Below are 14,553 nucleotides of genomic sequence, written 5' to 3' on the forward strand. Positions count from 1 at the left end.
GAGGACGGCAGGCCGGAAACCCTAGTGGGCGCCGGCCGGAGAGGCCGGTTCCCGGCACACGATCCGGCGGGGACCACCCAGCGGGCGGTCCGCATCTTCCGAATCGCTCATTGTCGCGCCAGGGCGCGTTCCAGAAGATCTCCGATGGCCAGAGCCTCGGCATCACGGCCGAACCGGGTGACGATGGAGACGCCGAGCGGAAGACCGCCCTGCGCGAGGAGGCCGGGCACGTTGACCACCGGATTGCCGGTCAGCGTCCAGAGCTTGTTCATCACCGGATCGCCGGTGAAAGCGTGCCCCTTCGGAGCCGGGCCGACCGCGGAGGGGACGAGCAACGCGTCGACCTCCTCGAACAGGGCCGTCGCCGCCTTGCGCCCGATCCGCGCTATCCGCCGTGCCGCGTCATACTCTGCCGGCAGGATCGCGGCGCCGGCGTCGAGGGTGGCGAGGATTTTGGGGCCCATGGCGCCGCGGTGGCGGCTGCGTTCGTCGAGGAGGGCGTGCGCGGCCTCAAAGCCCTGCACGGTTCCATGAGCCTCCCGCGCGGCGACAAGCGCCGCCGGCTCCTCGATCTCGACGAGGCGGGCGCCGGCGGCCTCGAACGTCGCGGCCGCCTGATCCCACGCCGCCTGCATCTGCGGGTCGAGATCTCCGTCCTTGCCGCTGCGATAGAGCCCGATGCTGATCCCGCCGGCACCGCTCAGCGGCGGAACCTTGAGCGGCCGGCCGGTGAGAAGCTCGGCCAGGAGCGCCACGTCCGCGACGCTTGCCGCGAAGAGGCCGGCGGTGTCGAGCGACCAGGCGAAGGTCTTCATGCCGACGGTCGGCAGCAGCCGGAAGCTCGGCTTGTATCCGGCGACGCCGCAAAAGGAGGCGGGGCGGATCACCGACCCGCCGGTCTGCGAGCCGCAGGCGGCGGGAACCATGCCGGCCGCCACGGCGGCGGCCGAGCCCGATGAGGAGCCGCCGGGCGTGTGGGCGGGATCGTGCGGATTGCGCGTCGCCGCCGGATCCATCGAGGCAAACTCGGTGGTCGCGGTCTTGCCGATGATGCAGGCGCCTTTCGTTCGCGCCATCGCGACGAGGGCGGCGTCCGCACGCGGCCGGGAGCCGCGATAGATCGGCGAGCCATGTTCGGTCGGCATGTCGGCCGTGTCGAAGATGTCCTTCACGCCGAAGGCGATGCCCGCGAGCGGGCCGCTCGCCGAGTGCGCGGCGGCAAGGCTTTCCTCGGGCGCCCGGCTGACGAAAGCGGCGAGGTCGCCGTCGACGGCCTCGATCCGTTCGAGGCTCTCGCGGAGGCTGGCCTCGACGCCGATGCGGCCCGAGTCGAGATCGGCGAGGCGGGCGGCAAGAGAGACAGGGCGTGCGTACATGGCGGCTCCGATGTTGAGCGCCGGTTTTAGGGGCGCGCGCGGGCCTGCGGCAAGCGATCTTTGATGCCGCGGAAGGCCGCGACGGGCGACATTCGCTGCTTCATACCCTGCGACTTCGGCTGTCGCGCCCTAGGTGGAGCCGCGTCGCGCCCTCAGAATCGCAGAAAGAGGTATTCGTGCAGAGTTTTCCGACGGCGAAGGAGGCCGCCCTCACGCTGCGCCCGGACGTGCCGGTCTACTGCTTCCGCCCGGCGGTACTCGCTGCCGACGCGCGCGCTTTCATCGACGCCTTTCCCGGCGAAACCGCCTATGCGGTGAAGACCAATGGCGAGCCGATGGTGCTGGAGACCGTGGCGAAGGCGGGCGTGAAGATCTTCGACGTCGCCTCGCCGGGCGAGTTCGCAGCGGTCAAGGCCGCCAAGCCCGACGCCGAGATGCTCTACATGCACCCGGTCAAGGCGCAGTCTGACATCCGGCTGGCGCTGGAGACTTACGGCATCCGCGTCCTGTCACTCGACCACGAGGACGAGGTGGCGAAGATCCTGCGGATCGTCCGGGCGCTCGATCTCGACCCCGGGACGATCACCCTCTTCGTGCGGATCCAGACCAAGGGCCACGCGGCCTACGAACTCTCCAAGAAGTTCGGCGCGGCGCCCGCCCATGCGGTGGAACTCCTCCAGCGCTGCCACAAGATCGGGTTCAAGGTGGGCATCTGCTTCCATGTCGGATCGCAGATCGAGGATCCCGACACCTATGAGCGGGCGCTCGCCTCGGCCGACTGGGTGCGCAACCGGGCCGACGTGCCGCTCGCCGGGCTCGATGTCGGCGGCGGCTTTCCGGCGGAATACGGCCATGACCCGAACCGCAAGAAGCAGGTGATGCCGGGCTTCGGCCAGATCATGTCGCGGTTGAACTCCGACATCGCCGAATGGGGCTTCGACGACATGCCGCTCGTCGCCGAGCCCGGCCGCGTCATCGTCGCACGTGCCTTTTCGCTGATCGTCAGGGTGCTGCTCAGAAAGGGCAAGCGGCTCTACATCAATGACGGGATCTGGGCCTCGCTGTCGGATTCGTGGACCGGCAAGATCACCCTGCCGGCGCGCTTCATCCCGGACCCTGCGCGCACCAGCCGCAACGGCGATCCGGCGAAGATCGCGGCCTTCAAGGTGTGTGGGGCGACCTGCGATTCGGTCGACATCCTGTCGCGACCGTTCTGGCTGCCGGAGACGGTCGACACCGGCGACTGGATCGAGATCGGCCATATCGGGGCCTATTCGCTGTCGCTCAGGACCCGCTTCAACGGGTTTTATCCCGATACCTTCATCGAGGTGACGACGCCCTTCGACGAGGGCGAGGCGGCCGAGGGCTACGCCAGCCTGGAGACCATGGCGGATTGATCCATGCGATCGTCCGCTAGATCGGAGGCGAACGGGTGGCGCCGTTTCGGCGCCCGCAATCGCCAAGGACAGATTCCATGCCCCAGACCGACACCGTCAACCGCCGTCTCCTTCTCGCCGAGCGCCCGAAGGGCGAGCCGACCGACGCCTGCTTCCGCATGGAGGAGGCGGCCGTGCCGAAGCCGGGGAAGGGTGAGATGCTGCTGCGCACCGAATTCCTCTCGCTCGACCCCTATATGCGCGGGCGGATGAGCGACGCACCCTCCTATGCCAAGCCGGTCGAACTCGGCGAGGTCATGGTCGGCGCGACGGTGGCACGGGTCGTGGCGTCGAACCGCGAGGGGTTCTCGCAAGGCGATCTCGTCCTGTCGGGCAATGGCTGGCAGGATTATGCGGTCTCCGACGGCGCCGGCGTCCAGAATCTCGGCCGCGATCCGAAGAACGCGTCCTGGTATCTCGGCATTCTCGGCATGCCCGGCTTTACCGCCTGGGCCGGGCTGAAGGAGATCGGCGCGCCGAAGGCCGGCGAGACGATCGCGGTCGCCGCGGCGACCGGGCCTGTCGGCGCGACCGTCGGCCAGATCGGCAAGATCCTCGGCTGCCGCGTCGTCGGCATTGCCGGCGGGGCGGAGAAGTGCCGGCACGCGGTCGAGACGCTCGGCTTCGACGCCTGTATCGACCACAAGGCGGAGAGCTTCGCGGCCGATCTGAAGGCGGCGGCGCCGGACGGGATCGACGTCTATTTCGAAAATGTCGGCGGCAAGGTCTTCGACGCGGTCGTGCCGCTCCTCAACACGGCAGCGCGCATCCCGGTCTGCGGCCTCGTCTCGCAGTACAACGCGACCGGGCTGCCGGACGGTCCGGACCGGTTGAGCTGGCTGATGGGCCAGATCCTCAGCAAGCGCCTCACCATCCGCGGCTTCATCATCTTCCAGGACTTCGGGCATCTCTTTCCCGATTTCGCCAAGGAGATGGGCGGCTGGGTCGAGGCCGGGAAGATCGCCTACAAGGAACAGGTGGTTGACGGACTGGAGGCCGCGCCGAAGGCGCTGGCCGGCCTGCTGAAGGGCGAGAATTTCGGCAAGCTGGTGGTGAAGGTCGCAAGCGCCGGGTAGGGCACAGGACCGAAAGGCGGGAACGGATCTTCGGGAAGTTCGATGCGGTAACCATGAGCCGGCTCAAAGGGGCGGCTCCGGTTTCCCGCCCGAGCTCTCGGCTCCTGATCGAAAGGACGCCAGGGTCGGGCGCGTCTGCGCCCCGCTTGAGGCCCGTCAAGGCTCAAAGGCCGGGCATCGCCTATTGGTTTCGCCGTGCCGTTTCCTTTCTGGGTGAGAGCATGTCCATCCGCCGCGACTTTCCCGATCTTCCACCCGTATGGGCTCTCGGCACGGCCGTTCTCGAATGGCTCGGCGCCCGCTTCCTTCCGCTCGGCAGCTTCTGGAGTCCTCCGGCGGCCCTTGCCGGCATCGTCCTCGTCATCGGCGGCGTCGCGCTTGCTGGCTGGGCAGCTCTATGGTTCCGGCGCAAGCGGACGCCGATCGAGCCGGGCGAGACGCCGAGGCAGCTGATCGTCGAGGGCCCCTACCGTTTCAACCGCAACCCGATCTACTCCGGCATGGCGCTCGTCCTGTTCGGCATCGCCCTGTGGCTCGGAGCGTTCTCGTCCTTCCTCCTCGCGGCGATCTTCCCCATCGTGATCCACATCCGCTTCGTGCGGCGCGAGGAGGCGATGCTGCGGGAAGCCTTCGGGGAGGAGGCGGAACGGTTTTTTGCGCGGACGCGGAGGTGGTGAAGGCGGGCTGCGCTCGCCGGCGCAGCCCCCCGTTCAGTTGCCGCTTGTAAGCTCGTCCGCATGGGCGATCTTGCCGCGGTGCTCCTCCACGAATTTCATCACCTTGCCGACCGTGATGCCGGTGCCGCCGAAACCGCTCCAAGGTTTGAAATCCGGCACGTGCAGCACGCTTTCCGGATCGAGCTTCAAGAGCCGGATGAAGACCGAGGCGACGATCGCGCCCCCGACCCCGGTAAGCCGCCCGCCGCCCTTCTCGCCGGCCTCCTGAAGGCAGTAGTACCAAAGCGGCGTCTTGCTCACGTGATGCTCGGTAAGCGGCTTGGGCGGCGCGAGTTCGTCGATGCCCAGCGTGCGGGCGACCTGCTGGCCGGAGGGCAGAAGGTAGGTGCCGCGATCACGAAGGATGTTGCGCAGCGCGAGCTTCTTGGCCTCTTTGACATCGAGGTCGAGCGAAAGAAACTTCATGCCCTTGGTGACGAAGGGCAGGTCGAACAGGGATGGCGCCATGGCCGGGCCCACTGGAGCAGCGCGCTGTGCCTTGCCGTTGCCGAGATCGAACAGATGGTCGAAGGCAACATCCGAGTGGTGGTCGCGCCTCTCGAACCCTCTCATCGTGAAGAGTTCGACCGGAGATCCGCCGTCCTTCAGCACGTATTGCGGGCGGACCGTCGCATGGCCGAAGCGGTAGGCGGCGCCGGAGAACTCGACCGGCATGATCGGGCCGAGATCATGGAACGGGTCGTGATCCAGAACGGCCGTGACGACCTTCTTGTCGACGAAGGCGGGCAGGAGGTCGTGCAGGACCAGATATTGGTAGTGCAGGCGGATGAAGCGCCGCACTTCCTCGAAATCCTTCAGGTGTCCAGGGATCATGTCGTTCCACACCGTGCTGCGGATGTTCATCGTCGCGCAGTTGTGGACGTCGGATTTCGTGTCAGGCTTGTTTTCGACCTGGGTCATCAGGATGTTGTGAAGGCAGATGAAGGCGCCCTGGATCTGGCTGACGATAATGTTCTCGTCATTGCGCGGATCACCGATCAGGGCGCGGCCGCGGTCGTTGCGCGCGAGGTCGAGCGGATTGTCCTTGCGGCCGAACAGGAGGTAGCCGTCATACTTCTCCGAATAGAGATGCGGTGAGCCGTCCGGACCGTCGCCATAGACATTGTCGAGGTCGAGGCTCGGCGTGCGCACATTGCGGATCGAGCGTGGATCGAGCTTGGTCCCGATCGCGCTCTGCGCGTCCAGCGTAATGTCGTGGTCGACGAACTGGCCGAAGAAGGTCATTCCGGCCTCGGCTGCCCCGTCCTTCGGCGTCGATGTCTTCATGCTGTCGGCGAGCGCGATATAGGCGTCCCGGATGGTCTTGTCGGAAAGCGAGCCGGTCAGCGGATTTTCCGGCAGCAGCCGGCCGAAGACGTTCGGAAAGGGAACGTTTGCGGCGCGGCCGTCCAGACATTCCTTGATGAGATGATCGACCCTGCTGAGACCGTGATAGGAATTCGACATGGAAAGCTCCCGAGGAATGTACCCTAGGGGAAGCTAGCACTGGTTTTATTTTTCGTCTACCAAACCAACGGTAGTTCCTTCGGGTGTGACGGAGCGTTCCAAGACTGAGTCCGTCTTCCGCCAAGCATTCAGGTCATCGGAGTCAGCGCAGCGGCCGGCAAGAGGGCCTCTGCGGCGGGGATCGGCAGGGTGCTCTGCTGTGTCGGTCGCCGCTCCGCCACCATGACCAAGGCCTCCACCGGCTGGCCGCGGTCGTGGCGGATGGTCTGCTGCTCCTCGAAGCGGAGCGTGAAACCGGCGGCTTCGAGCGCCTCCGCGGTATGGGCGCGGCTGTGGGCGAAGCGCAGGCTGTCGCGGAGGACATAGGCTTCCGGCCCGCCATGCGCCTCGAGCGTGAAGGCGAAGAGGGCGCCCGGCGCGGCGAGCGCGGCGAGATGGATGAAGACCGGAGCGAGATCGCCGACATAGATCAGGACGTCGGCCGCAGCGATGAGGTCGAAGGCGCCGGCCGGGCCCTGCCAGGCGAGAAGGTCGGCTGCCTCCAGATGGTCGTAGACACGCTTGCGGGAAGCAACCGCCAGCATCTTCTCCGACAGGTCGATCCCCGACAGCCGGCTGGAGCGGGCCCTCAGGCGCTCGCCCATCAGCCCGGTGCCGCAGCCGACATCGAGCGCTTCGGCAAAGCGCGCATCATCGCCCGCGACGCTGGTCAGCGCGGCTTCGAGGACGTCGGGGCCGCGATAGGCGAGCTTGCCGACAAGCGATGCCTCGAAGCGCGGCGCATACTGATCGAACAGGCTGGCGACGAAGGCCGGCGGCGCCGTCTCGGGGACCGGCATGCGACCGAGCCTGGCAAGCTTCATTTCGGCCCCCAGCCGCTCGCCGCCGGGCGAGGCGAGGGCGCGGACATAGGCGTCCGCCGCCCTGTCGAGGAGGCCGGCCGCCTCCAGCATCTCGCCATGGCGGGCATGGCCAGCGCCGAATTGCGGGACGCGCTCCAGCGCCTGCTCCATGACCTCGGCCGCGGCCAGCGGCTCGCCGCCCTCCAGATGCGCTTCGGCATAGTCCATGCGGCGCTCTGCGAGCGCGTCGCCGCAACGGTAATCGGTCTGCATGTCGGGGGAAATCCGGAAGGGTGGGCGCCGCAGCATGAGCGCTTCGGCGGCGCGGCATATGCGCCGCCGGCCAAGGATTTGCAAGCGGTTTCGCGAACCGGATCAGGGCCCTATCTTGCCTGCGGATGATTAAGCCCGAAGACCTTCTCCGCCCGACCCCGCAAGGCCTCTACTGCCCGCCCGGTGAATTCTTCATCGATCCGGTGCGGCCGGTGGAGCGCGCGCTGGTCACCCACGGCCATGCCGATCATGCCAGGCCCGGCAGCGTGAAGGTGATGGCGACGCGGCAGACGCTCGCCATCATGGCGCTGCGCTATGGCGAGGACTTCTGCACCGAGCGCCAGGAGGCGCGGCTCGGCGAAAGGATGCGGATCGGCGCGGTGGACGTCTCCTTCCATCCCGCCGGCCACGTGCTCGGCTCGGCGCAGATCGCGGTCGAATGGCAGGGGCTGCGGATCGTCGCCTCCGGTGACTACAAGCGGCGGCCGGATCCGACCTGCATGGGGTTCGAGCCCGTTCCGTGCGACATCTTCATTACCGAGGCGACCTTTGCCCTGCCGGTGTTCCGGCATCCGCCGACCGAGGCGGAGGTCGAAAAGCTCCTCGCATCCGTCCGCCAGTTTCCCGAGCGGGCGCATCTCGTCGGCGCCTATGCGCTGGGAAAGGCGCAGCGGGTGATCCGGCATCTGCGCGAGGCCGGCTACGGCGCGCCGATCTACATCCACGGCGCCCTGAAGAAGCTCTGCGACTTCTATCAGGACGAGGGAATCGATCTCGGCGAGCTTCGCCCGGCGACCGTCGAGGGCGGGAAGAAGGGCGATTTTGTCGGCGCCATCGTGGTCGGTCCGCCCTCGGCCTTCGCCGACCGCTGGGCGCGGCGCTTTCCCGATCCGGTCTCCTGTTTCGCATCCGGCTGGATGCGGGTGCGCCAGAGGGCGCGCCAGCGCGGCGTCGAACTGCCGCTGATCCTGTCCGACCACTGCGACTGGGACGAGCTGACGGCGACGATCGACGAGATCCGGCCCGAGGAGGTCTGGGTCACCCACGGCCGCGAGGAGGCGCTGGTGCGCTGGTGCGAACTGCGGCAGATCCGCGCCCGGCCGCTGCATCTCGTCGGCTATGAGGACGAGGCGGAATAGGTCCGGGAGACCGCCGAGCGGCAGCGGGCGGCGTGGGTCTGGAGCCCTCGCGCGAGGATGAAAGGGGGCGCCGGGCGGAGGCGCGTCCGGCTTGCGGTTATTTCCATACAGCATTATATAAGTGCTTATGTAAACGGAGGTGCCCAATGACCGAGGATGTCGTTCGCGCGCTCGGATATCTCTGCCTCGGCACGCGGCTGAAGCGCCTCGGCGAGCGGTTTCAGTCCGAAACGGACGCGATCATTTCCGCACACGGCCTCTCCGTCAGCGCCAGCCAGTATCCCTGTCTCGCCAGCCTCGACCGGCTGGGGCCGCTCACCGTCGGCGAACTCGCCCAGGCGCTCGGGGTGAGCCAGCCTGGGGCGACGCGCAGCATCAACCTTCTGACGCGGCAGGGACTGGTCGAGGCGGCTCCGGCTGAGGGCGACCAGCGCCGCAAGATCGTCCGCCTCACGGCGGAGGGACGCCGGGTCGTCGAGATCGGCAAGGGGGAGCTGTGGACGCAGGTGGCGGCCGCCGTCGCCGAGATCTGCGAAGGTCTCGACGGGCCGCTCCTGTCGCAGCTCGCCGCGATCGAGGACGCGCTTGCCGAAGCCCCGCTTTCCCGCCGCCGCAAGCCAGCCGAGAAGGATGCAAAACTGCCATGACCGAGAGCCTCGACCGGCCGATCTGGACGGCCCTCACCACGCGGCATGCCGATCTCGCCCAGGGCGGCGCCGATGCGCGCTGCTACGCGGCCGACACTCATCCCTTCGCCGCCTCGCGCGACGACGGACCGGAGAGCCTGCGGGCGCTTGCCGAGCTGCGAGCGCCGGGCGGAACCCTCCTGTTCCTGCAGGCGAGCGTTCCGGCGCTTCCCGCCGAACTCGTCGCGATCCAGACGGCGGATGCCGTGCAGATGGTCGCCGAGGGTGCTTTTCCAGAGATCGCGGATCCGCGGATCGCCCAGCTCGGCCTCGATGATGCGGAGGAGATGCTGGCGCTGGCCGAGCTGACGAAGCCGGGGCCCTTCTCGCTGAAGGCGCAGACGCTCGGGCGCTTCTGGGGCGTGAAGTCGGGCGGCCGGCTGACCGCCATGGCCGGCGAGCGACTGAAGGTGCCGGGGCTGACCGAGCTCAGCGGCCTGTGCACCCATCCGGACGAACAGGGCAGGGGGCTCGGCAGGCTGCTTCTCAACTTCGTTGCCGGACAGATCTCGGTGCGCGGCGAAGGCGTTTTCCTGCATGCCTATGCATCGAACGCGAACGCGATCCGGCTCTACGAGGCGCTGGGCTTCCGGCTGCGCTCTCCGATGCATGCGGTCTTTGCCGAGCGCCGCAGCATCTGAGAACTCCGGGCGCGGTCGGCTTCCGGGCTATCACCCGGTGCCCAGCCTTTGCATGGGCCGCTTTCCTTTCACCGCCCGTCCGGCCGATAGTGGCGCCTCCTTGAAGGCGGCGAAGGAGGAGGAGACGCCATGGATCTCGGTTTGAAGAACAAGGTCGCGGTGATCACCGGCGGGTCGGTCGGCATCGGGCTTGCGGTGGCCGAGGGGCTCGCTGCGGAGGGCGCCGATCTCGTCCTGGTGGCGCGTGGTCAGGATCGGGTCGAGGCGGAGGCGGCACGCATCGCCGAGACCTACGGCGTGACGGCCATGGGCGTGGCCGCGGACGTCGCGACGGCTGCCGGCGTCGAGGCCGTCGTGCAGGCGGCCGAAGAACGCTTCGGCGGGGCGGACATCCTGATCAACAATGCCGGCACCGGCTCCAACGAGACGATCATGGACGCGCCCGACGACAAATGGCAGGCCTATTGGGATCTTCACGTCATGGCGGCGGTGCGTCTCGCCAAGGGGATCGTGCCGCAGATGCGCCGGCGCGGCGGCGGCGTGATCCTCCACAACGCCTCGATCTGCGCGGCCCAGCCGCTCTGGTACGAGCCGATATACAATGTCACGAAGTCGGCGTTGATGATGTTTTCCAAGACGCTTGCCAACGAGGTCGTCGGTGACGGCATAAGGGTGAACTGCGTCAATCCCGGCCTCGTCCTGACGCCCGACTGGATCAAGACCGCCAAAGAGCTGACCGCCGAGACCGGCGGCGACTGGCAAGCCCATCTCCAGGGCGTCGCGGACGAACTCGCCCCGATCAAGCGCTTCGCCTCGCCGGAGGAACTCGCGCATTTCTTCGTCTTCCTGTGCTCCGACAAGGCGAGCTACAGCGTCGGCTCGACCTATTTCGTCGACGGCGGAATGCTGAAGACGCTGTAGCGCGGCAGCGACGGTCGGCCGGCAGAGAGAGAAGGAGGGGGCGCGGCGGGCATCGCGTCCGCGGGCGCGGCCGGCGCGGGAGCGGACCGCGGATGGTCTGCTTGCCGGCTATGAATAGGAACCGGTGCTGCATGTTCCCCTTTTCCGGTCGGCGGCTGCGCGGGCGCGGTGGGCTTTTGCGCCTGAAACGGGTCTCCGCATCGATACCGGGAAAGGACCGGCTGGCTCTTGCTGAGACAGTGCATCGCCGAGGCGTTCGGCACGTTTTTCATGGTCTTCGTCGGCGCGGGCACGATCGCGCTGTCGAATCTTGCCCCTTCCGAGCCAATGGGAACGGTGGGCGCCGGCATCGCCTTCGGCATGGCCGTCGGCACGATGATCTACGTGATCGGCAAATCCTCGGGCGGCCATATCAACCCGGCGGTCACTGTCGGCTTCTTCGTCGCCAAGCGGTTTCCGCGCGGCAGCGTCCTGCCGCATATCGGCGCGCAATGCCTCGGCGCGATCGTCGGGGCGGGGGTGGTGGCGGTGATCGCCCATTCGAGCCCGGAAGCGCTCGCCCGGGCCGAGGCGCACCACTTCGGCGCCAACGGATGGAGCTGGGGCTTGACCGTGCCCTGGTGGGCCGCGTTCGTCGCCGAATTCGTCGCGAGCTTCGCCTTCGTCTCCATCTTCCTCGTCATCCGTCACGAAAGCCGCAAGACGCCGCTCGACGGCCTGGTCATCGGCGCCGCGGTCGCCGCGCTGCACATCGCCATCGGCCCGGTCTCCGGGCCCTCGCTCAATCCCGCCCGCTCGCTCGGCCCGGCGCTGTTCGCCGGGGTCTCGGCGCTCTCGCAGCTCTGGCTCTACATCCTGGCGCCGCTCGCGGGCGGCGCGCTGGCGGGCCTCGCGACGCGGGCCTTCATGGCGCCGGAAGAGCAGTCCGGGGAGAGCGGCAAGGCGGACTGACCGGCCGTCGCATCACGCCTCGCGAACCACCTTCGTGACCAGCCGCTTCAGGGTGAGGCCCTGGACGATGATCGTGAACAGCACGACCGCATAGGTCGCGGCGAGGATCGCCGACTTCTCCGGCGTCTCCGGGATCGACAGGGCGAGCGCGATCGAGATGCCGCCGCGCAGGCCGCCCCAGGTCAGAACCGGGATCGTGCCCCGGACGAAGCTCTGGCGGCTCTGCAGCGCCAACACCGGCAGCGAGACGGAGGTCAGCCGGGCGACGAAGACGAGCGGGATCGCCAGGAGCGCGACCCAGCCGAAGGTGGCGTCGAAGCGCAGCACCAGGACTTCGAGGCCGATCAGCAGGAAGAGAACGGCGTTGAGCACCTCGTCGATCAGCTGCCAGAAGCCGAACATGTAGCGCTGGGTGAGATCGCTGAAGGCGTCGTGCGGGCCGCGATTGCCGATCAGGAGACCGGCGACGACGACGGCGATCGGGCCGCTCATATGGAGATGGCCGGCGAGCGCATAGGTCCCCGCGACCAGGGCCAGCGAGGTCAGGACCTCGATCGGATAATCGTCTATCGCCCGCATCGAGCGATAGGCGATGTAGCCCGCGACGAGGCCGAGGACCGCGCCTCCCAGCGCCTCGACGAAGAAGAGCTCGGCGACACGCCCGACGCCGACCGGTTCGCCGCCTTCGCCGCCGCCGGCCGCGATCGCCAGCATGACGGTGAAGACCACGACGCCGATGCCGTCGTTGAAGAGCGATTCCCCGGTCATGTCGGTCTCGAGCGCCTCGGGAACCTTGACCTCCTTCAGCGTCGAGAGGACCGCCACGGGGTCGGTCGGGCTGATCAGGGCGCCGAAGACGAAGGCCCAGCCAAGCGTCATCGCGAGCCCCGTCAGGCCCGCGGCATAGTAGAAGCCGGTGCCGACGATGGCGGTGGAGATCAGGACGCCGATCGTCGCCATCGCGCCGACCGCGCCGGCCCGGCTCTTCAGCCGCGCGAGATTGACGTGCATGGCGCCGGCGAAGAGCAGGAAGGCCAGCATGCCGTCGAGAACGGCCGAGCGGAAGTCGATCTGCCGGATGAAGGCCGTCATCCTGCCGTAGATCTCGACGTTGGGAACCGCGAATTCCAATCCGATGACAAGGAGCGACGCCCCTAGACCGACGACCAGCAGGCCGATCGTGCCCGGCAGGCGGATCAGCCGATGGTTGATCCAGGCGAACAGCGCGGTGACGACGAGGAGGATGGAGATGAGATCGAAGATGGACAGCATGATTTCCAGGCGGTGGGCGGGACAGGTCTGCAGACATTAGCTGCCATCGCCGACAAGGAAACGGCGCACGGCGAAAATCGCCGCGCGCCGCGCATTACCCTCTTGTCTGCGGGGTCGTCTCAGAGCGACGCCGCCGTCGAGCTCATCCATTCGCGATGCCGCCGTTCGTCGGCCAGCGCCTTCTCGAAGAAGGACTTCGACTTCGGCACCGCGTCCGGGTGCTGGGATGCACGCTCATAGGCGGTGACGGTGTCGTCCTCATTGGTTTTCATCGCCTGCAGGATCTGCTTGTCGCCCATGAGATCGGCGAGGGCGATCTTGCCGGTGGTGAGATACTGCTTGGCATCGCCCTGTGCGGGTGCCTCGATCCCCAACTCGGCGGCCATCTCGCGCAGGACGTCCATGTGCTGCAGGTGGTCGTTCCGGAACTCGGAGACCTGTGCGCTGAGGCGGGTCTCGCCGAGCTTGTCGATCGTGCTCTCATAGGCCGCGATCGCGTCGTGCTCGAGATAGATGAGGTCCTTCACCAAGCTCTTGATATCGGTCTCGTTTCCGACGGTGGTCGCCATCATTGTCCTCCGTTTCGATTGTCCCGCAGCCGCCACGTTCGAGAGCATGGCAAGGACGGTGCGCGTCGACATCCGCCGGTCTGCTGGGGTTGAATTGGGAAAGACGCCGGTCATCGGCCGCCCTTTCCCCTAATCTCGGGGAGAACAAATATATCCCAAGTGCAGTTCCGCATAACGCGCTGACCTGCAAGTTTATATCGTAGCCGGGAACAGTTCGTCTGACCGCATTCGACAGGTGCTTCGATGGCAGCAGTCAAAAAAGAAGGCGACAAAGATTAAGAGGACGGCAAAGATCGCCGCCCTCTCATGGCTTCACAGGATCATGTCGAACCGATCGGTGCGCCGGCGCAGCGCTACGGTCAGATGCGGTCGCTCATGGCTCCGCGCGGCGGCCCGCCGGCCTCGATCCGGAACTGCGCGGGATCGAAGGCCATGTAGCCGGCGACGGCCCGCAGCGGCTCGGTCGGATGGTCGTAGGACCAGACCGCGTCCGGCGCAGCCCGGTTCATCGCCGATACCGACCACAGCCGCGCTTCGCCCTTGTCGGGCGTCGAGGCATGCGCGTCGCTCTCGACGAGAAAGGCCATCTCCACGCGGTCCCGCGGGATGTAGTAGACCGGCTCGGCGCCGTCTTCGCGCACGAGGAGGGCGTGGTCTGTCGTCGCGATGATGTCGTCGTGGAAGTAGACGGTCACCGGCGCGTCGATCTTCTCGATCGCGAAGGGGCCGGACTTTCGTTCCTTGATCGTATCCATATGGTCGTCTCCGTTCGATCTTGGTCGGCGGCCACGAAGGTCGCCGGCTCTGGTGTTGGAGTTGTCGGAGAAACGCAGTCCGTCCCCGGGGAGTTGCCTCAGGCGGCCGGCTCGAGCTCGACCTTGATCCAGCCCTTCTTCTGGCTGTCGAAGGTCTCGTAGGCGGAGATGACGTCGGTCATCGGCTCGTCCTCGGTGAGGATGTGCTCCGGCTTCAGCCCGCCGCGGCGCACCAGTTCGACGAGTTCCTGCACGTATTTCTTGTGGTTGGCGTTGCCCATGCGCATCGAGATGTTCTTGTTCATGGCGGCGCCGATGGGGAAGAATTCGTGCGTCTGCGGGTAGACGCCGATGATCGAGAGCGTGCCGGCCTTGGCGAGCATTTCCACCGACCATTCGAGCGCCAGCGACGGGGCGTCGCCCGCCGCGTAAT

At 67.2% G+C, this 14,553-nt stretch carries 14 protein-coding genes; 8 read left to right on the forward strand and 6 right to left on the reverse strand.

Annotation, left to right across the window (positions count from 1 at the left end; translation table 11 throughout):
* Positions 1 to 107 precede the first annotated feature (107 nt).
* Positions 108 to 1,376, reverse strand: coding sequence for an amidase (locus LH400_RS03710; RefSeq protein WP_229151314.1), 1,269 nt, complete (start codon positions 1,374 to 1,376; stop codon positions 108 to 110).
* A 176-nt stretch (positions 1,377 to 1,552) separates the two neighbouring features.
* On the opposite strand from LH400_RS03710, the gene LH400_RS03715 reads away from it, so the two are divergent.
* The 3 genes from LH400_RS03715 to LH400_RS03725 all read left to right on the forward strand — a co-directional run bounded on the left by LH400_RS03715 (position 1,553) and on the right by LH400_RS03725 (position 4,565).
* A complete protein-coding gene (locus tag LH400_RS03715) occupies positions 1,553 to 2,773 on the forward strand; it encodes an alanine racemase (RefSeq protein WP_229151315.1) in 1,221 nt (406 codons plus the stop codon).
* A gap of 77 nt (positions 2,774 to 2,850) precedes the next feature.
* Complete coding sequence (locus tag LH400_RS03720) at positions 2,851 to 3,888, forward strand: NADPH-dependent curcumin/dihydrocurcumin reductase (RefSeq protein ID WP_229151316.1); 1,038 nt, start codon at positions 2,851 to 2,853, stop codon at positions 3,886 to 3,888.
* A 221-nt stretch (positions 3,889 to 4,109) separates the two neighbouring features.
* A complete protein-coding gene (locus LH400_RS03725; RefSeq protein ID WP_229151317.1) occupies positions 4,110 to 4,565 on the forward strand; it encodes a methyltransferase family protein in 456 nt (151 codons plus the stop codon).
* Positions 4,566 to 4,598: 33 nt separating this feature from the next.
* Here the strand turns inward: LH400_RS03725 and LH400_RS03730 are convergent, their stop codons facing one another.
* Both LH400_RS03730 and LH400_RS03735 read right to left on the reverse strand, forming a co-directional pair.
* Positions 4,599 to 6,071 (reverse strand): peroxidase family protein, encoded by a 1,473-nt coding sequence (locus tag LH400_RS03730; RefSeq protein WP_229151318.1) that lies wholly within the window; start codon positions 6,069 to 6,071, stop codon positions 4,599 to 4,601.
* 128 nt (positions 6,072 to 6,199) lie between these two features.
* Positions 6,200 to 7,186: a class I SAM-dependent DNA methyltransferase gene (locus tag LH400_RS03735; RefSeq protein WP_229151319.1), complete on the reverse strand. Its 987-nt coding sequence runs from the start codon at positions 7,184 to 7,186 to the stop codon at positions 6,200 to 6,202.
* Between the two features lie 128 nt (positions 7,187 to 7,314).
* Between LH400_RS03735 and LH400_RS03740 the strand changes: the two genes are divergently transcribed.
* The 5 genes from LH400_RS03740 to LH400_RS03760 all read left to right on the forward strand — a co-directional run bounded on the left by LH400_RS03740 (position 7,315) and on the right by LH400_RS03760 (position 11,524).
* On the forward strand, positions 7,315 to 8,325 hold the full coding sequence (locus LH400_RS03740; RefSeq protein WP_229151452.1) for a ligase-associated DNA damage response exonuclease: 1,011 nt from the start codon (positions 7,315 to 7,317) through the stop codon (positions 8,323 to 8,325).
* A gap of 146 nt (positions 8,326 to 8,471) precedes the next feature.
* Positions 8,472 to 8,972, forward strand: coding sequence for a MarR family winged helix-turn-helix transcriptional regulator (locus tag LH400_RS03745; RefSeq protein WP_229151320.1), 501 nt, complete (start codon positions 8,472 to 8,474; stop codon positions 8,970 to 8,972).
* Positions 8,969 to 9,652 (forward strand): GNAT family N-acetyltransferase, encoded by a 684-nt coding sequence (locus LH400_RS03750; RefSeq protein ID WP_229151321.1) that lies wholly within the window; start codon positions 8,969 to 8,971, stop codon positions 9,650 to 9,652. The genes LH400_RS03745 and LH400_RS03750 overlap by 4 nt, the downstream gene beginning before the upstream one ends.
* 129 nt (positions 9,653 to 9,781) lie before the next feature.
* Positions 9,782 to 10,573, forward strand: coding sequence for an SDR family NAD(P)-dependent oxidoreductase (locus LH400_RS03755; RefSeq protein ID WP_229151322.1), 792 nt, complete (start codon positions 9,782 to 9,784; stop codon positions 10,571 to 10,573).
* A 228-nt stretch (positions 10,574 to 10,801) separates the two neighbouring features.
* Entirely contained in the window at positions 10,802 to 11,524 is a 723-nt protein-coding gene (locus LH400_RS03760; RefSeq protein ID WP_229151323.1) for an MIP/aquaporin family protein, read from the forward strand.
* Between the two features lie 12 nt (positions 11,525 to 11,536).
* Here the strand turns inward: LH400_RS03760 and LH400_RS03765 are convergent, their stop codons facing one another.
* From LH400_RS03765 to LH400_RS03775, 3 genes are all read right to left on the reverse strand, one after another.
* Complete coding sequence (locus tag LH400_RS03765) at positions 11,537 to 12,796, reverse strand: cation:proton antiporter (protein WP_229151324.1); 1,260 nt, start codon at positions 12,794 to 12,796, stop codon at positions 11,537 to 11,539.
* 119 nt (positions 12,797 to 12,915) lie between these two features.
* Entirely contained in the window at positions 12,916 to 13,365 is a 450-nt protein-coding gene (locus tag LH400_RS03770) for a DUF2383 domain-containing protein (RefSeq protein ID WP_229151325.1), read from the reverse strand.
* A 359-nt stretch (positions 13,366 to 13,724) separates the two neighbouring features.
* Positions 13,725 to 14,120, reverse strand: coding sequence for a DUF427 domain-containing protein (locus LH400_RS03775; protein ID WP_229151326.1), 396 nt, complete (start codon positions 14,118 to 14,120; stop codon positions 13,725 to 13,727).
* Positions 14,121 to 14,553: the final 433 nt, after the last annotated feature.

Source organism: Jiella soli (genome assembly GCF_020615385.1).
GTDB lineage: Bacteria > Pseudomonadota > Alphaproteobacteria > Rhizobiales > Rhizobiaceae > VKMB-3413.